The 18551-nt window shown below is 44.1% G+C and carries 17 protein-coding genes and 1 other RNA gene; 15 read left to right on the top strand and 3 right to left on the bottom strand.

The features are described 5' to 3' along the window. Positions 1-385: 385 nt before the first annotated feature. Positions 386-559, bottom strand: coding sequence for a hypothetical protein (locus tag M3205_RS21165; protein WP_251171694.1), 174 nt, complete (start codon positions 557-559; stop codon positions 386-388). A 108-nt stretch (positions 560-667) separates the two neighbouring features. Here M3205_RS21165 and ssrS point away from each other — a divergent pair. The 4 genes from ssrS (at position 668) to M3205_RS21145 (ending at position 3546) form a co-directional block, all read left to right on the top strand. Beyond that, positions 668-864, top strand: a non-coding RNA gene (ssrS, locus tag M3205_RS21160) — 6S RNA. A 105-nt stretch (positions 865-969) separates the two neighbouring features. Continuing rightward, positions 970-1110: a hypothetical protein gene (locus M3205_RS21155; RefSeq protein WP_251171693.1), complete on the top strand. Its 141-nt coding sequence runs from the start codon at positions 970-972 to the stop codon at positions 1108-1110. A 105-nt stretch (positions 1111-1215) separates the two neighbouring features. Further along, on the top strand, positions 1216-2193 hold the full coding sequence (locus M3205_RS21150; RefSeq protein ID WP_251171692.1) for a ring-cleaving dioxygenase: 978 nt from the start codon (positions 1216-1218) through the stop codon (positions 2191-2193). A 108-nt stretch (positions 2194-2301) separates the two neighbouring features. Further along, the gene (locus tag M3205_RS21145; RefSeq protein WP_251171691.1) at positions 2302-3546 is read left to right on the top strand and encodes an MFS transporter; all 1245 of its coding nucleotides are present in this window, start codon (positions 2302-2304) and stop codon (positions 3544-3546) included. Between the two features lie 65 nt (positions 3547-3611). On the opposite strand, the gene M3205_RS21140 is transcribed toward M3205_RS21145, so the two are convergent. Next, positions 3612-4025 (bottom strand): GNAT family N-acetyltransferase, encoded by a 414-nt coding sequence (locus M3205_RS21140; RefSeq protein ID WP_251171705.1) that lies wholly within the window; start codon positions 4023-4025, stop codon positions 3612-3614. Positions 4026-4339: 314 nt separating this feature from the next. Next, complete coding sequence (locus M3205_RS21135) at positions 4340-5989, bottom strand: M14 family metallopeptidase (RefSeq protein ID WP_251171690.1); 1650 nt, start codon at positions 5987-5989, stop codon at positions 4340-4342. A 342-nt stretch (positions 5990-6331) separates the two neighbouring features. Between M3205_RS21135 and M3205_RS21130 the strand changes: the two genes are divergently transcribed. The 11 genes from M3205_RS21130 (at position 6332) to M3205_RS21080 (ending at position 18112) form a co-directional block, all read left to right on the top strand. Next, positions 6332-7540, top strand: coding sequence for an acyl-CoA dehydrogenase family protein (locus tag M3205_RS21130; RefSeq protein ID WP_251171689.1), 1209 nt, complete (start codon positions 6332-6334; stop codon positions 7538-7540). Between the two features lie 13 nt (positions 7541-7553). Further along, entirely contained in the window at positions 7554-8327 is a 774-nt protein-coding gene (locus M3205_RS21125) for an SDR family oxidoreductase (RefSeq protein WP_251171688.1), read from the top strand. Between the two features lie 27 nt (positions 8328-8354). Further along, the gene (locus tag M3205_RS21120) at positions 8355-9968 is read left to right on the top strand and encodes a long-chain-fatty-acid--CoA ligase (protein WP_251171704.1); all 1614 of its coding nucleotides are present in this window, start codon (positions 8355-8357) and stop codon (positions 9966-9968) included. Between the two features lie 52 nt (positions 9969-10020). Further along, on the top strand, positions 10021-10584 hold the full coding sequence (locus tag M3205_RS21115) for a TetR/AcrR family transcriptional regulator (protein WP_251171687.1): 564 nt from the start codon (positions 10021-10023) through the stop codon (positions 10582-10584). 663 nt (positions 10585-11247) lie between these two features. Then, positions 11248-12132, top strand: coding sequence for a 3-hydroxyacyl-CoA dehydrogenase family protein (locus M3205_RS21110; protein WP_251171686.1), 885 nt, complete (start codon positions 11248-11250; stop codon positions 12130-12132). 11 nt (positions 12133-12143) lie between these two features. Further along, positions 12144-12539: an acyl-CoA thioesterase gene (locus tag M3205_RS21105; RefSeq protein ID WP_251171685.1), complete on the top strand. Its 396-nt coding sequence runs from the start codon at positions 12144-12146 to the stop codon at positions 12537-12539. A 35-nt stretch (positions 12540-12574) separates the two neighbouring features. Beyond that, on the top strand, positions 12575-13648 hold the full coding sequence (locus M3205_RS21100; protein WP_251171684.1) for a phosphotransferase family protein: 1074 nt from the start codon (positions 12575-12577) through the stop codon (positions 13646-13648). Between the two features lie 20 nt (positions 13649-13668). After that, positions 13669-15444 carry an acyl-CoA dehydrogenase family protein gene (locus tag M3205_RS21095; protein ID WP_251171683.1) on the top strand — a complete coding sequence of 592 codons (1776 nt, stop codon included), beginning with the start codon at positions 13669-13671 and terminating at the stop codon, positions 15442-15444. A gap of 18 nt (positions 15445-15462) precedes the next feature. Continuing rightward, entirely contained in the window at positions 15463-16434 is a 972-nt protein-coding gene (locus tag M3205_RS21090; protein WP_251171682.1) for a quinone oxidoreductase family protein, read from the top strand. Between the two features lie 106 nt (positions 16435-16540). Further along, positions 16541-17314 carry a class I SAM-dependent methyltransferase gene (locus M3205_RS21085; protein ID WP_251171681.1) on the top strand — a complete coding sequence of 258 codons (774 nt, stop codon included), beginning with the start codon at positions 16541-16543 and terminating at the stop codon, positions 17312-17314. Positions 17315-17326: 12 nt separating this feature from the next. Further along, positions 17327-18112: an SDR family oxidoreductase gene (locus tag M3205_RS21080; protein WP_251171680.1), complete on the top strand. Its 786-nt coding sequence runs from the start codon at positions 17327-17329 to the stop codon at positions 18110-18112. Positions 18113-18551 lie beyond the last annotated feature (439 nt).

The following is an 18551-nucleotide window of genomic DNA, read 5'->3' as shown; positions in this document are numbered from 1 at the left end:
GAAAAGTATTTGTCAAAAGTGGGAAATGTATTACAAAATGGGGTGAATTGGCAGGTTGGAGGTGCAGGCCGCCATGGAGTTATTTTTGGTGAGCAGGTAAAGGAGGTCCTTTAGAAGACGGCCGCCTTGCAGGAGTATTGACGCCCGAAATAGGAGAATGGGAAAAATAAAGGAGTGATGAAACCAATAATGGGAGAGGCGCGGAGAAATGGGGGTCACTATTGGAGATCGGTAAAGCCCAAAATAGGAGAGAGCGGAGAAAAGGGTCACTATTGAAGAGCAATAACGCCCAAAACAGGAGGGTCGATGAGGAAACGGTCACTATTGAGGAGTAATAACGCATCCATCTGGGGCTTTATGTCAAACTCCCATTCAACTTCTGAGATTAGGTTTCTGAATGATCTAATTGTTCTTTTTCGCTTATGATAAACTCTCTATTTTCTTCAAAGATGTCAACTCTAGTCAACTGATTAAGGTCAAATTCATGTACGGCATCCTTAGAGCATCCGCAAACTAATAAACTCATCATAATGGACATAATAATAGCGCCTTTTTTCATTTAACATCCCCCGTTTAAAATATATATACAGCAATGCTCCCTTAATCCCTTTTTAAAAAGCCTGAGCATGCCCATTGAAAAATACGCGGAAATCCGTTAATATATAAATACAAGCTGCATTGTTCGTAATCATAATAAAGTTTTAACCTTTAAGCTGTAATAGGGAGTTTTACATTGAAACTGGAATGACAGGCCTCCGTCTATATGACAAGGAGGACAGGCAGAAAGGTTTCTGCGAACACCCACTTTGAGGAGTGGTGGTTTAAAACTTTCTTATCATTATTTACGGCAATGGCGGCTGTACATACTGTAATTAAACCAGTTTCCAATGGGAGCTGGTTTTTTTGCGTTTAGAAAATAGAATTCTGGTTAAACCAAGATAAACGGCACATGAACAGGAGATGTGAAAAATGAAGGAAATTACAGAAAATAGATATTGCGAAGTCTGCGGTAAAGAAACTGATCATATCGCCAGGGAAGATGCACTGGAAATTGAATACATCTGCAAGGAATGCAATCATGAGGAAGACATTATTAAATCCTTTTTCTAAGGCACCGGGTTTTATTGACACCAGCAATATGCCGTGATAAAGTGAAATTATCTCGAATTAAAGATATTTTATTTTAAGATAGATAACGAAGGGGAGGAAGTACACTTGAATCAATTAAAGGGCATTCACCATGTTACAGCGATCACAAGCAGTGCAGAAAAAAATTATGAATTTTTCACATATATATTAGGCATGCGTTTAGTGAAGAAGACCGTCAATCAGGATGATATTCAAACCTATCACTTATTTTTTGCAGATGATACAGGAAGTCCGGGAACGGATATGACATTTTTTGATTTTCCCGGTATTCCGAAGGGCTCTCACGGTACAGATGAAATCTCGAAAACGTCATTTCGAGTTCCGACAGATGAAGCGCTTGAATACTGGGTAAAGCGCTTTGACCGCTTAGATGTTCCTCATTCCGGCATTCAAGAGCAGTTCGGCAAGAAAACTCTGTCATTCACTGATTTCGATGATCAAAAATATCAATTAATTTCGGATGAAGGCAATAAAGGAGTACCATCAGGAACACCATGGCAGAAGGGGCCAATCCCTCTGGAGTATGCCATCACCGGTCTGGGACCGCTTTTTGTAAGGGTTGCTCAATTTGATTACTTCAAAGAAATGATGGAAAAAGTACTTCGCTTTAAGGAAATTGCTCAAGAAGGAGATTTCCACTTATTCGAAGTGGGTGAAGGTGGGAATGGTGCACAGGTTGTTGTGGAGTTTAATCCATCTCTTCCTCAGGCGCGTCAGGGTTACGGAACCGTCCACCATGCGGCATTCCGCGTCGAAGATAAATCGGTTTTAGAGGAATGGGATCAGCATTTGAAAGGTTTTGGTTTCCAGACTTCAGGGTTTGTCGACCGCTTCTTCTTCGGTTCCTTATATTCACGGGTTGCACCGCAGATTTTATTTGAATTTGCAACAGATGGTCCTGGCTTCATGGGTGATGAGCCTTATGAAACACTTGGGGAAAAGCTGTCACTGCCGCCTTTCCTTGAATCGAAAAGAGACAAGATCGAAAGCTATGTCCGCCCGATCGATACAGTAAGAAGCACGAAGGATTTTGTAAAAGAATAACCTGGCTAAAGGCATCTGTCAGTCCACTGCTTTAACACGGTGGAGGACAGCTGCCTTTTTTTACGGTATAATGGAGGGCATTCATTAAAAAAGTAGGAGCAGAGAGCAGTGGAGAAACATAACAGCAAATACAGGTGGCTCGTCTTTGGCGCGGTTTTATTTACTTACTTTTTGATCGTCAGCCAAAGAACAGCCCCTGGTTTGATTACAGATCAATTAATGAAGGAATTCGGCGTGACAGCTGCGGCCATTGGGCTTCTGACAAGCATCCAATTTTTTGCCTATGCCAGTCTTCAGGTTCCAATTGGAATTTTATCCGACCGTTTCGGCCCTAATGTATTTCTAATCGCCGGAACTCTTCTGAACGGAATAGGGACGTTATTATTCAGCTTTGCTGCGAATGAATACATTCTTTTCGCATCAAGGATGCTGGTTGGAATAGGGGATGCGACGATTTGGATAAATGTCGTCATCATTTTGGGTACTTGGTTTAAGGTAAATGAATTTGTAAAGTTGCTTGGCTTTGCGGGCATGTCCGGAAGCTTTGGATTTTTGCTCGCGACAGTCCCATTTTCCATTTGGATTTCCATATGGGGCTGGCGCATACCGTTTTTGGCAGTCGGCATTATTTTGACCATCCTTTCCGGGTTGCTATATATCATCTTAATCTGGCAGCCATCTCGTATGGGCATGGAGCCTAAAAAAAAGAAAGATAAGAAAGAGCCAAAAGAAAAAACAGCTAGCATATTAAAGAGAATTTTTTCTGACCGCCAGGCTTGGGCCACATTCTTCTGTCATTTTGGCCTGGTCGGCACGTATGTCGGATTCATCGGCTCGTGGGCTGTTCCGTATGGCATGGACATGTATGGGCTGAGCCGTTCCGATTCCAGCCAGCTTGTAATGATCGGATTGTTTGGTGCCATTATTGGTGCTCCATTAATGAGCTTTATATCTGGCCGTATGGGCAGCATCAAACGCCCATATCTCTTTGCCCACACGATTGCCGTACTTGGATGGGCAGCTTTTCTTGTATTTCAGGGCAAACCGCCATATCCGCTCCTGATTGTGCTTTTCCTGATCATGGGGTATGGAAATGGAGCAAGTACGCTGACATTTGCGATGGTCAGAAAATCCTTTGACATTCGGGACGTTGGTGTCGTTTCTGGTTTTGCCAATACCGGCGGTTTCCTGAGCGCCGTACTGTTGCCATTTATTTTCGGAAAAGTACTGGATACCTTTGAAGCAGGCTACCAATATGGATTTATTATTCCGGTTGTCTTTTCACTGATGGGCCTGATGGGTGCAGGGTTAATTAAAGAAAATGAACGCAAATTGGTTAAAGGGGCATCTTGAGTACAAAGCCGGACAAAAGTTGCACACAAAAACGCTTGGATAATCTCCAAGCGTTTTTTCTTATTTTATTTGTCTGGAATACCCGCCTGCATTTTGTAATTTCTTACGAGCATTCCGTTAGATTTAATCATTCCAAACTTCTCATAATAAGGAACTAACTCGTCATCACAACACAAATCAACCATATAGATATCATCAAGCTCTTCTAACATTAGCTTTACTAACTTTTTGCCAATGCCTTTATTTTTATACTCAGGCAAAACTTCAAGGAACGGAATGTAAGCAGATAGAACTCCATCGCTGATGGCCGTAATAAATCCAACTACTTGATTAGTATTTTCATCTAACGCGATGACAACTTTACTGCTGTTTTTTAACATTTTTAAGTGAGTTTGTGGATTTGGAGAATTGGGCCAATCGACAAAAAAACCTTTTAACATATCAGAGGAAATGTCATTGAGACAATGTTTGTATATCATCATATATCAACTCCTAATTTACTTTTTTGTTATTAGGCAGATGATATATCAATAGAAAAGTAACAAAAAAATGACCTCCAAACATTTTATTTGAATACTATAAGATATTCTACTTTAAAACCAAACATCCTTTATTTTGCAATTTTTTGTAACAAAGACTGATTATATCCTTCAAATCAAATACCCTATCAGCAATATCTAAAAGCATATCGATAATTTTCATCATTCACTCTATATTGTTTGTATCATGTAGCATATAGACTAAAATGCAATTAGAACAAGAAAAAAAGCATACCGATTCTATTTAGATTGCGTTATTTCAAAAAAGGTTTCATGTTAGATTTCTTTGGATCAATCGTAAATCGGTAAACCGGCAATTCCTGCCCGACTTCGGAAGGGATATAGCCGAATGTCGTGTAACTGTCTACGGATTCAGGCTCGAGCGAGAGGGAAAGCAGATTGGTTTGAGGCTGAGCTGTTAAAAATACATAGCTGCCTTTCGGGAATGTGATGTCCTTCTTCGTCAGCTCGGTTTCAACTTCTACAAGCTCTCTGCTTTCATATTTCCCTGCACCTTCCTTAGAAGTTACTGTAAAGGCTTCAGCAGGAAGCTTGACATTTTTCGGAAGCTTAAAGCCCTGTAAACCTTGAGCTTTTAATTTTTCTGTGATGTCCTCATGACCCGGCTTTATTAAATAAGCAGTTGGTCTATCCCTCACCAATGTTGGCTCTGCATCGGAAGCACTTAAGTAGTTAACCGGGATATCCTGAACGGTGCCGGTTGCAATGTCTACCATTTCAAGGGTTTTATTCTCCAATTCTTTGTTTTCACTATCAATGATGATCGGATCATTGTCATTTGGCAGCAAACCTTTTTTAATCAGGTTCAGTCTTTCAAATGTAACCAGATTTTTGATATGACTTGCATGGCTGGCTGTCTGCTTCAGAATGCTCTCATGGGTAGCAATTTGGGCGTTCACTCTGCGCTCGAAGTCTTCTCGGCCAATGCCGATGCCTCTGCTTTCCACGAGGAAAGAAAATGCAGGCTGAAGCCCGAATGCATTGCGGCCAATCCTTGGTTCGGTGGAGCCTTCAATAATCTCAATTTCCCCCTGGTCATCCAGTCCGGCTGTATAATAGATTTCCGCAGTGATGCCTTTACTTTCAAGCTCTTCCATAGCAGGTTCGACGAATAAACTGTCAGATGTTTGGCGGATTTTTTCAGGGATATTGAGGTTTCGGCCAGACTGGATCAAAATATCGTGATACTTCAATGCACCCTGTTCGCCTACCTGGTCGAAAGCGCTGCTGTACACAGAGTACTCATGAGCATCAATCACGACTTCAGGTGAGTATTTATTGAATTCATCATGTATGGCCAGAACCTCCGGGGATTCAAGCTTTATATGATCACGGTTACCATCAAGTCCGTTGGCAAGCTGTCTTTTAAAATCAAAAGAACCATCAGGATTCACCCTTGGAATGACAATCACATTGATATCGTCCAGAATCTCTTTACCTAAATCACCTGTAAGTCTATTTGCCAGTGCAAGGATGGATTCACCGCTGGCTGGCTCGTTGCCATGAATCTGGCTTTGCACCCATACAATCGGCTTTTTGGATAAATAGCCAGGTTTGATTCTTTTATCCTTTGTGAAATAAAGGGCTGGTATGTCGCGGCCTTCCTGAGATGTTCCAATTGTTTTAACAGTGAGGAAAGGGCTTTTCGCTTCAAGCTGTTTTATGTATGTCATCATTTCTTCCTGGGAAGTAAATGCTTCGCCTTCTCTGGCAAAGGCAGGGGTATTATCCTTTACTTCAAGTGCAGGGAATAGGTGTCTGACCTGTTCAGGCTGGCTGTATGTTTTCCCGTAGTAGGGAGTATCAGCCTGGACGGCAGGTGCAGCCAGTAAGGCAGCAGACAGAATGACCGGGATTGTGCGTTTCTTTACTAGTTTTTTCATCGATTTAGTTTTCCTCCTCTTCTAATTTAAAACCTATAATAGATTAATAGAGTTTTAAGTGTCAAAAAATTTAGAATAGTATAAAATGAGGAGTTTAAAATTATATTTATTTTAAAAAAGTAAGTATAGGTGATTAGTGCTAAAATAATTCGAAGAGCGAAATAGAATAATAAGTTAATAGCAAAAATTACTTATCTGCGTTTTCCTAAAAACAGTGCTTTAGATGGGGGAGTAAAAGATAAAATTTATAAATTTTCTGAAAATAAGTTGATAAATTCTCATGATTGTTTATACTAAAATTGTAACATACCGACCGGTCAGTAAGTGAAGGAGGACAGGTATTTGGATTTCTCATACTCACCAAAAGTTCAGGAGCTCATAGAAAAATTAAATGGATTTATGGAAGAAAACGTTTATTCAAATGAAGCACTATATGAACAGCAATTGAATGCCCAGGAAACCCGCTGGAGTGCAATCCCTCCGATTATGGAAGGTTTGAAAAACAAAGCAAAAGAAGCAGGATTGTGGAATCTTTTTTTACCGGAAAGCGACTACGGTGCTGGCCTCACGAATGTAGAGTATGCGCCGCTTTGCGAGATTATGGGGCGTTCCATGATCGCTCCGGAAATCTTCAATTGCAATGCACCTGATACCGGCAACATGGAAGTGCTTGCAAGATACGGCACAGAACGGCAGAAAAATGAGTGGTTAAAGCCGCTTTTAGAAGGAGAAATCCGTTCCTGCTTTTCGATGACAGAGCCGGATGCAGCCTCTTCTGATGCCACCAATATCGAATCGCGGATTGAAAAGCAGGGCGGGGAATATGTCATTAATGGTCGGAAATGGTGGTCCTCCGGCGCAGGCGATCCGCGATGCAGGATTGCGATCGTTATGGGAAAAACCGATCCAGCTGCCGCGCGCTATGAGCAGCAATCGATGATCCTCGTTCCACTGGATACGCCGGGGGTAAAAATTGAGAGGATGCTTCCGGTGTTCGGATATGATCACGCTCCCCATGGCCATGCGGAAATTACATACGACAATGTCAGAGTTCCTGCTGAAAACATCATTTGGGCTGAAGGGAAAGGGTTTGCCATTGCGCAGGGGAGGCTAGGACCGGGAAGGATCCATCATTGCATGAGGCTGATCGGGGCAGCAGAGCGTGCTCTTGAGGAATTATGTAAGCGTGTACAAAATCGGGTTGCCTTTGGAAAAACACTTTCCGCTCAGGGTGTTATACAGGAATGGATTGCGGATTCGCGAATTGAGATTGAGCAGGCAAGGCTTTTAACGCTTAAAGCGGCACATATGATGGATACAGCCGGAAATAAAATGGCGAAAACCGAGATTGCTATGATCAAAGTTGTAGCCCCATCCATGGCACTAAAGGTGATTGACCGGGCAATCCAGGCTTTTGGAGCTGCAGGAGTCTCAGAGGATGTACCGCTTGCCGCACTATGGGCAAATGCCAGAACGCTGAGGTTGGCAGACGGGCCAGATGAAGTTCACCGGGCACAGATTGCAAAGCTGGAATTGAAAAAATACCAATAGGAGCTGAAAAATCATGAAGGTATTGGAACTCTTTGACCTTACCGGAAAGACTGCCTTGATTACTGGAGGAGGGCGGGGGCTGGGTGCCCAGATTGCCGAAGGATTTGCAGAAGCAGGGGCTAATATCGTGCTTTGTTCCAGAAAAGTGGAGACCTGTCAGGAAACGGCTAGCCGCCTTGCAACCCTTGGGGTAAAAACATTAGCTCTTCCCTGCGATATCAGCAAACAGGAAGATGTCCTAAAAGCGGTCGAAGAAACGGTTAGGGAATTCGGAAGTATAGATATTTTGGTTAACAACAGCGGGGCGACCTGGGGAGCTCCAGCAGAGGAAATGCCGCTTGAAGCCTGGCAAAAGGTCATCAATGTAAACGTGACAGGGACGTTTCTAATGAGCCAGGCTGCAGGCAAGGTTATGATCAGACAAGGCTCAGGAAAAATCATAAATATTGCCTCTGTTGCCGGACTTGGAGGCACCGACCCCCGGGTGATGGACACAATCGGCTATAACACCAGCAAAGGGGCTGTCATCACGATGACAAAAGATCTGGCTGTAAAATGGGGCAGATATGGCATCAATGTAAACGCCATTGCGCCTGGCTTTTTTCCTACTAAAATGGCTTCTGCCATTATGGAGAAGGGTAGAGATCCGATCCTTGCAGCAACACCGCTTAGACGCTTCGGTTCTGAGGATGATCTGAAAGGGGCCGCACTATTCCTGGCATCCAATGCATCCAATTATGTAACGGGACATGTATTAATTGTGGATGGCGGCACACATGCCATGTAAAATGAGCAAATTTGGGAGGGGATTATGTTGAGCGAGAAGAAAACCTGGCATTCCCGATATCCGGAATCAATTGCAGCCGATGTAACCATTCCGGTTAAATCAATGCCTGAGATGCTTCAGGAAGTGACAGCGATGTATCCGCAAAATAATGCTCTATCTTTTTATGGCCAAAAGATGAATTACGCAGAACTGCAAAAAACCGTCTATGGATTTGCTGCATCCCTGCAGAAGAATGGCGTTCAAAAAGGCGACCGCGTGGCCATTATGCTGCCCAATTGTCCTCAATATGTAATCGCATATTATGGAACCCTTGCGGCAGGTGCGATTGTTACTCAAGTGAACCCGATGCTTGTTGAACGGGAGCTTGAGCATATTATGAATGACTCAGGGGCCGAAACCCTTGTCGTGTTTGATGCCCTATATCCGCGAGTTAAGGCGGTTCAAGGCAGAACAATGGTTAGAAAAATCATTGTAGTCAGTCTGCAGCCGACAGAATGCGATTTTTCACCGAACAAATCATTTCAAGACTTCTTACAGGAAGGCAATGGACAATTCACTCCGGTCAGCATAGAGCCCCAGCAGGATATAGCAGTCCTTCAATATACAGGGGGTACAACCGGCCGATCGAAAGGAGCCATGCTGACACATTTCAATATTCTTGCGAATGTAGTCCAATCTTATGAATTTTTTAAAGAAAGGACGGAAATAGGCGGTGAGAAGTTTTTAACCGTCATACCGTTGTTCCACGTATTCGGCATGACAGCCTGCATGAACATTGCGATTTATACAGCGAATGAATCGATTCTGCTGCCCCGCTTTGAATTGGAGGAAGTGCTGAATACGATCAAAAATGAGCAGCCTTCTGTCTTTCCGGGTGTCCCGACCATGTATGTGGCCATTACGAATCATCCCCGTGCAGAGGAATTTGGTATTGACAGCATTGAAACCTGCAATAGCGGCAGTGCGCCCATGCCGGTTGAACTACTGCGCGATTTTGAAAAAAAGACGGGAGCCAAAATTCTCGAAGGCTATGGTTTATCGGAGGCTTCACCAGTTACACACTGCAATCCGCCCTTTTCAGAAAGAAAGCCAGGTAGCGTCGGAATCGGCTTTCCTTCAACCGATTATAAAGTAGTCGATCTGGCCACGGGAACTGATGAGGTCCCGATTGGAGAACTGGGTGAGGTGATTATTAAGGGTCCGCAAATTATGAAAGGCTATTGGAATATGCCTGAGGAGTCAGCTGTCACCTTACGGGATGGATGGCTCTACACCGGTGATATTGCCAAAATGGATGAAGATGGGTTTTTATATATCGTCGACCGCAAAAAGGATCTGATCATTGCAGGAGGCTATAATATCTATCCGCGCGATATCGAGGAGGTGCTCTATGAGCATCCGGCAGTCCAGGAGGCCGTAGTTATTGGCATCCCGGATGCTTACCGGGGTGAAACAGTAAAAGCTTTTGTCGTGCTGAAAGCCGATCAAACTGCTTCGGAAGATGAAATCATTTCATACTCCAGGCAGAACCTGGCAGCCTATAAAATCCCATCCGTAGTGGAATTCCGCCCTGAACTTCCAAAAACCAATGTGGGGAAAATTCTGCGGAGAGCATTGAGGGATGAAGTCCTGAATAAATAGTTATATGGTATAATGCTGACAAGATTTTCTAACAGAGAAGCGGGGTCTGACATTGAAAGAAAAGATTACAGAAAAGAGCATCCAGTTATTTGATCAGAAGGGATTCAGCGAGACATCGATTCAGGATATTGTCGACAGCCTCGGTGTAACGAAAGGAACATTTTATTACTATTTTTCCAGCAAAGAAGAACTTCTTATGGACATCCATATTCGCTATATAGATGACATGCTCGCCAATCAGCACAAAATCCTTGGGGATGAGTCAGCATCCAGCAAAGACAAACTCCTGGCGATTGTGCAGATGCTGCTGGGCAATATAAAAACCCAGGGAGCCAGCGCAAAAGTATTCTTTAGAGAAATGCGAAACCTCAGCGAAGAAAGCCTATCTGAAATCATTCCAAAAAGAGACCAATTCAGGCTGAACATTGAAAAATTAATTGAAGAAGGCAAGCAAAACGGAGAATTCCGTGCAAACCTCAACTCTCCGATTATCGCCTTTGGCATCTTAGGCATCACCAATTGGAGCTACCAATGGTTCAATCCGGAGGGAAGCATATCAGATAAGGAAGTGGCTGGGATATTTACAGATATGATTTTAAAGGGGATAGAGATTTAGATTGGACTCGGATTTCTTATACAATAGGCTATTTTCGGAAGGCTGTTTTCGCAAAGTTTGTTGCTATTTATATTATATTTACGGAGTTGATTGTAGTGGAAGGTGCGAGATCCTCGAAAATGCATGCGCATTCTCTTCGTGCGGTGTTTACTCAAGGTAGCCTATTCAATGTCCTACGGGAGTAGCGGGACAGGTGAGACCCCACAGACGCGCAGCGTCGAGGATGCTCACCGCCCGCCACGTGGTTCGCTGAGCATTCTCTCACTGCAATCAATGGACAACATTGATAAGCGAAAAACAACAATTTATACGAAAAGAGACTTTCGTAAAGTTTATTGCTTTCATAACCTAGTTTAATTTGCTGAGTTGATCTTCGCTGTGGGCGCTTGATCCTCGAAAATTCTGACGCATTTTCTTCGTGCGGTGTTCATTCGAGGAAGCATATTCAATGTCCTGCTGGAGGAGAGGGAAGTGTGAGACCCCGCAGGCGAACCCGCGGGGAGGCACGCATTCCTCCCCGCGGGTTCGCTGCGCGCCTGGAGCGGAAATCAACGGGCTGAATTTTAAAAATAAATGTCCTATGAAAAAACCACAATAAAAGGGGATTAGTCTACCTCTTCTTACAATTAACATACCAACTGGTCAGTATAAGGAGGAGTTAATATGAATGCAAATGATATTAAGCAAATTACCGTTATCGGTGCAGGGCAGATGGGCCACCAGATCGGGATGCTCTGTGCACTCGGAGGCTATGAGACTATTATTCAGGATTTAAACGAATCCGCATTGCACGATGCAGAAGCAAAGCTCCAGACGGTTATGTCGAAATGGGTTATTAAGGGCAAACTTGCTGACGATGCGAAAGCCGCTGCTTTTAATAGGCTGCACTTTTCCACGAGCCTTGAGGAAAGTGCAGCAAACTCCGATTTAATTATAGAAGCCGTAACGGAAAAGCTTGATATAAAGAAAGAGGTTTTCAGGAAATTAGAGCAGCATGCTCCTCCACATGCCATTTTTGCGACCAATAGTTCAACCATTGTCAATAGTTTAATAGCTGGTGAGACGAAGCGTCCTGATAAGGTTGTAAATATGCATTTCTTCTTCCCGCCATTGGTAATGGATTGTGTAGAAGTCGTGATGAGTGAACAGACCTCAGAAGAAACGGCACAAATGGCGATGGATGTATGTAAAAAGATTAATAGAACAGCCGTCCTGATCAAAAAAGAAATTTCCGGCTTTGTCGCAAACCGCGTTCTTGGTGCGCTTCAAAAAGAAGCAGTGGCTCTGTATGAGCAGGGTATCGCAGACTATAAAGATATCGATATCATTTGCCGGAAAGCCTTAAACCACCCAATCGGCCCATTTGAGCTTATGGACTTATCCGGACTGGATGTAGCCTATTATGTAATGGATCAGCGCTATCGAGAGACCGGAGATCCTGATGATAAGCCGTTCGACTGTGTGGCCGAAAAAGTGGCCAAGGGAGAATTAGGCAGAAAAACAGGCAAGGGCTGGTATGAATATTATCCCAATAAGGTGAAGAGTTAAGGGGTGGAATTATGCATGAAATGCAAGTAACTGTCAGGTTTTGTGAGACAGACGCACTTGGCCATATCAACAATACCAGTTATTTTATCTACCTTGAAGAAGCACGGGTGAAATATTTCGAGACACTTGGCTATAACATGGATGTGAAAAAATGGAGCTTTATACTGGCCTCCACTAAGTGCGACTTTTTAAGCCAGGGATATTTTAACCAAATCCTTTCAGTGAAAACCTGGGTATCAAGGATTGGCAGCAAAAGCTTTCAGCTCGATCATGAAATTGTCTGCACCCAGACTGGCAATCTCATTGCCAAAGGGAACGCCATTATTGTCTATTTTGATTTCGCAGAACAGAAAAGCGCTGTAATACCTGATCTTCTTCGTGAAGGTCTAAAGCAAAACCTAATATAAAAAATTGGAATTTCCCCATAAAAAAGGAGGGTCACATGTATAAGCAAATGAGCAAGGATTCCATTCCTGTCAGAAAAGGAGAACAATTGAATACAGCAGAATTGGATAAATTCCTGCGCAGCGAAATCGGTAATCTTCCTAATGAGCCGCTCGATATCTTGCAGTTCCATGCCGGTCACTCCAATCTGACGTATCAGCTGAAAATAGGAGAGTGGGTTGCCGTGCTCCGCCGCCCGCCGCTTGGGCCTGTCGCACCGAAAGCTCATGACATGGAGAGGGAGTTCAAAGTGATTTCAGAGATTCATCCTTTTTTCAGAGAGGCTCCAAAGCCCCTGCTGTTCACAAATCAAAAAGACATTATCGGAGCACCGTTTTTCATAATGGAAAGGCGGCATGGAGTTGTTATTGATACCTCCTTCCCTGAAGATATGGAACCTGATGAGGAGGTTTGTAAAAGGCTCTCTCAGCTTATGGCAGATAAGCTGGCTGAACTTCATTCTATTGACTATAAAGAGACTGGTTTAGCGGCTATCAGCAATCCCAATGGCTTTATGGAAAGACAGGTGAACGGCTGGATAAGTCGTTTTGAGCGTGCAATGACGGATGATATTAATGATGCAGAACAGCTGAAAAACTGGCTGATTCGCTATATTCCGGCAAGCCCTGAGCCAACCGTCATCCATTATGATTACAAATTGAACAATGCGATGTTTAATAAGGATTTAACAGAAATGACGGGCCTGTTCGATAGGGAAATGGCCACAGTGGGTGATCCGCTGGCAGACCTTGGCGCTGCGATGAGCTATTGGATTCAGGAAGACGATCCCGAAATGCTCAAGTTTGGTTTAGGAAAACCGCCGGTAACTATTTTAAAGGGATTTTACTCCCGCAGAGAATTTATGGAGGCTTATGCTAATACAACCGGGCGTGATCTTAGCAGCATTAATTTTTATTTAACATTTGCTAACTTCAAGCTGGCTGTCATTTGCCAGCAAATCTATTACCGCTACCGAAAAGGACAGACCTCTGATCCGCGTTTCTCGCAGTTCAATCATTTTGTGAGTGTCCTCCTGCAGCATGCCGTTCAGGCAGCAGATGAGAATATTTAAGAAGGAGAGTGAATCCGCAAATGGAAAAAGTAAATACAGCCAATACTGGTGCAGGCTTTTTGTTCACAAAGCTGAAACCTGTCACACTTTTCACACCTGAGGACTTCACAGATGAGCATGTTTTAATCGGAAAAACAGCTAAACAATTTACTGAAAAAATGGTTCATCCTGTAAAGGACGAGATTGAAAACCAGAATTTCGAACTTGTTACGGATTTACTCAAGCAAGCAGGCAGTCTGGGCCTGCTTGCACACAGCATTCCCGAGCAATACGGCGGCCTGGGCCTTGATAAAATCAGCAAGGGGATTGTCGGTGAAAATATTGCCTCGTCAGGAGGATATGGAGTAGCCCACTCCAACCATACCTGCATTGCAACCCTGCCGATCACTTACTTTGGAACGCCTGAGCAAAAAGAAAAATATTTGCCGAAGCTTGCAGCAGGGGAGTATATTGGCGCCTACTGCCTGACAGAACCAAACGCAGGATCTGATGCCCTATCCTCTCAGACTACGGCTGTTTTGAATGAAGAAGGAACCCATTATATATTGAATGGCACCAAAATTTATATAACGAATGCGGCATTTTCTGATACATTCATTGTTTATGCTAAGGTGGATGGCCAGCATTTTACCGCCTTTATCGTTGAACGGGACACACCGGGTCTATCCCTTGGGCCGGAAGAAAATAAGATGGGAATCAAAGGGTCTTCAACGCGGTCGGTCATTTTTGAAAATTGTCCTGTACCTGCGGAAAACTTGCTTGGGGAAGTGGGTAAAGGCCATATCATTGCATTGAATGTCTTAAATCTGGGACGCTTTAATTTAGGGTCAGCATGCATGGGCGCAGCAAAATCCGGATTGAAAAAAGCCGTCCAGTTCACAGGAGAAAGGATGCAATTTGGAAAATCAATCGCATATTTCCCTGCAACAAAGGAAAAAACAGCGAAGATGGCAGCTAGAATTTACGCAGCAGAATCGTTGCAGTACCGGACTGCTAGCCTGCTGGAAGAATCACTGGGAGACTTATACGACTCATCTGATTTAAAGCTTATTGGAAAAAGAATGAGCGAATATGCCACTGAATGTGCAATCTGTAAGGTGTTTGGCTCTGAAACACTGGATTATACGGCAGATGAAGCCTTGCAGCTACATGGTGGAGCGGGATTTATCAAGGAATACGGCGTGGAGCAGATGTATCGCGATTCCCGCATTAACCGTATTTTTGAGGGAACTAATGAGATTAATAGACTGCTCATTCCTACACACCTTTTCCGAAAAGTGCTGAAGGGTGAATTCAATTTAGCCGCGCGAGTAGAGGAAGCATTTGTTCAGCTCAAAAATCCGAAACCAATCGGCTCGGCGATTTTCGAGAAAGAGAAAGCAGCGGTTGATACAATCAGAAACCTGTTCCTTATGAATACCGGACTTGCTTACGAAGAATTTGGCAGCACCCTTGTTCATGAACAGGAAGCCTTAATGAAGCTTGCTAATCTTGCCATTAGTCTGTATGCAGCTGAATCTGCTGTATATCGGACATACAAAGCCATTCTGAGAAATGGAGAAGAAAAGGAAGAATTGAAAATTGGGCTGACAAGGACTTTTCTCGAAGGCGCCATTTGGGAAGCTGAAAGGCTATCCCGCCAGCTGGTGAAAGAATTGGCTGCATATGAGAAGAATGAAGTGCTGACCGAATTGGTGATCCGGGAATGCAGCAGGTTCAGCAGCTTTGGGAAAGAAAGTGCAAGGAACAGGCGAATTGCAGAACTCATTAATAATAAAGGCGAATATTGCTGCTAGAATAAGGAGTGTATAAAAATGAAAGCTATTCAATTCAAAGAATATGGGGGACCTGAAGTCCTTAACTTAATCGAACTAGATCGGCCGAAGCCGACTGGAAGGGAAGTATTACTCGAGGTGCATGCCATAGGTGTGAACTATGCCGATACTGCAAGAAGGGAAGGGCAATATGTGGTACCGACACCTCTGCCGTTTATTCCGGGTGCAGAGGTCGCGGGTGTTGTTGCGGCAGCAGGTGAAGAGGCGAGCATTCCGGTTGGCACCAGAGTGGTGACCTTAATTGAATCTGGGGGTTATTCGGAGTATGTCACGGCTGATGAAAGAGGTCTGATTCCCCTGCCGGAAGGACTTGATTTCAAGCTTGCTGCGGCACTCCCCCTTCAAGGACTGAGCGCCTATCATATTTTGAAAACAATGGGCCGGCTTGAAGCGGGAGAAAGCGTGCTTGTCCATGCAGCCGCAGGAGGAGTAGGAACACTTGCCGTTCAGCTCGCGAAATTATTCGGCGCCGGAACGGTTATTGCTACAGCAAGCACAGATGAAAAATTGCAGCTTGCAAAAGAAATGGGGGCAGATGTCCTTGTCAACTACACAAAAGAAGGCTGGGAAAAGGAAGTGCTCGATGCTACAGGCGGAAAAGGAGTAAACGTGGCACTCGAAATGGCAGGCGGTGAAATTTTTAATAATACCCTGAAATGCCTTGCCACATTTGGCCGCCTTGTTATTTATGGAGTGGCAAGCGGGGAGCAGAGCCGATTGTACCCATCTTCCTTAATGGGGCGGAATCAATCGGTCATCGGATTTTTCCTGCCGCAGATTATGAGGAAACCGGAATTGCTGCAGCCGAGCATGAAGGAATTATTAACCTACACAGCCCAAGGAAAGCTGAAGCTGACAATTGGCGAGGTCCATCCTCTTGAGGACGCTGCAAAAGTTCATAAACGAATACAGTCGAGGGAAACAAAAGGAAAGCTGATTCTTGTGCCTTAAGATAATAGGGAAGTCTGCCATTTAAAGTGGCAGGCTTTTTTTCTATTAAACTGACAGGATTAAAGGGATATGTATAGAACATTAATAATATTGGTGGTGAATTCAATTGGAAAAAGAAGAGATAAAGAGAAAGGTGCAAACTACATTCGGTAAAAATGCAGAAAAATATGTTACAAGCAAAATTCATGGAGATGCTGCTGAATTAGGTCTACTCATGCAAACCCTGGATCCGCATAAGGACTGGGTGGTGCTCGATATCGCGACAGGAGGCGGGCATGTGGCCAAAAGTCTGTCACCCCATGTTTCCCAGGTCTTCGCAGCTGATTTGACAAAAGAAATGCTCGCCAATACCGCACGCCATCTGGAAAACTATAAGAATATCTGGTATATCGTTGCAGATGCAGAAGCTCTGCCATTTTTGGATGAGACCTTCGATGCTGTCACATGCCGGATTGCGCCCCACCATTTTCCCCATCCGGAAAAGTTCATTGCCGAAGCAGGCAGAGTTTTAAAAACAGGAGGCCGTTTTCTGTTAGTTGACAATGTATCACCCGATGAAAAAGAGCTGGCAGATTATATGAATACTGTTGAAAAATTGCGGGATGATAGCCATTTCCGGTGTTTGTCTACCACAGAATGGAGAAAGCTGTTTACTGCTTCGAGACTAACTGAAACAACCATGAAAAGCAGGAAGAAAACCTTTGAATTCCCGTCCTGGGTGAGGAGGACGGCTGAAAGTGAAGAACAGATCAAGTCAGTCGAAGAGTACATACTGCAGGCTGATCAGGCTGCTTGTGATTATTTCCAAATTGAACTTCATGAAGGCAAGGTGCGATCCTTTAAAGTGGATGAATGGATGGCACTTTGCGTAAAACAATAGGAGGAAACGAACATGGATTTAAAGCTGAAAAATAAAAAAGCACTTGTCGTGGCTTCAAGCCAGGGCCTAGGAAAAGCCATCGCCGCACAGCTCGCAAAAGAAGGAACCAGGGTAATGATAACAAGCAGGGACGAAGCAAAACTAAAGAGCGTTCAAAGAGAATTCCGTGAACAATTTAATGCCGATGTTGTGTACTACCGCGCAGATGTTACGAACCCTGAGGATATAAAAAACCTGATTCAGCATACCGCTGAAACCCTCGGGGGAATAGATATATTAATCAATAATGCAGGAGGGCCTCCCGGGGGCACGTTTGAAACTTTAACAGATGAAGACTGGGAAAAAGCTTTTCAATTAAACCTTTTAAGCCATGTCAGACTGATCCGCGAGGCACTCCGTGAATTAAAGAAAAATGGCGGTAGAATCATTAATATAGCGTCATCTAGCATTAAGCAGCCGATACCGGGCCTGCTCCTATCAAATACATTCCGGCTAGGGATTGTCGGACTGACCAAAACTCTCTCAGAGGAATTGGCAGCTTATAATATCTTAATTAATACAGTAGCTCCGGGAAGAATTGCGACTGACCGCGTTGATTATCTGGATCAGCATAATGCAGACCGGCAGAACATTACCAAAGAAGAAGTCGCAGAAAGAGCCAAAAGCAAAATTCCGCTTCGCCGTTACGGTACACCGGAAGAATTTGCGAATGTTGTCACCTTCCTTGCATCTGATGCCAGCAGCTACGTGACCGGGAGCTCGATTTTAGTGGATGGGGGAATGGTGCAGGCTTTATAAGAGTTGGGATAGGCCCTAGCGGAGAACTTTTGACATAGAAAGCAGGAAAGCGCAGTTTAGAGTCAGAACCCGGGCCAACTTCGGACACAAACAGCAGGAACCCGCAGTTTAAAGTCAGAACCCGGATCAACTTCGGACACAAAAAGCAGGAACCCGCGGTTTAGAGTCAGAACCCGGATCAACTTTGGACACAAACAGCAGGAACCCCCAGTTTAAAGTCAGAACCCGGGCCAACTTCGGACACAAACAGCAGGAACCCGCAGTTTAAAGTCAGAACCCGGATCAACTTCGGACACAAACAGCAGGAACCCCCAGTTTAAAGTCAGAACCCGGATCAACTTCGGACACAAACAGCAGGAACCCCCAGTTTAAAGTCAGAACCCGGATCAACTTCGGACACAAACAGCAGGAACCCGCAGTTTAAAGTCAGAACCCGGAT

The organism is Cytobacillus firmus, assembly GCF_023715565.1.
In the GTDB taxonomy this organism is placed as follows: Bacteria; Bacillota; Bacilli; order Bacillales; family Cytobacillaceae; genus Cytobacillus; species Cytobacillus firmus_C.
The sequence above is the reverse complement of the archived record's forward strand: the minus strand, read 5'-3'. Positions and strand labels throughout refer to the sequence as shown.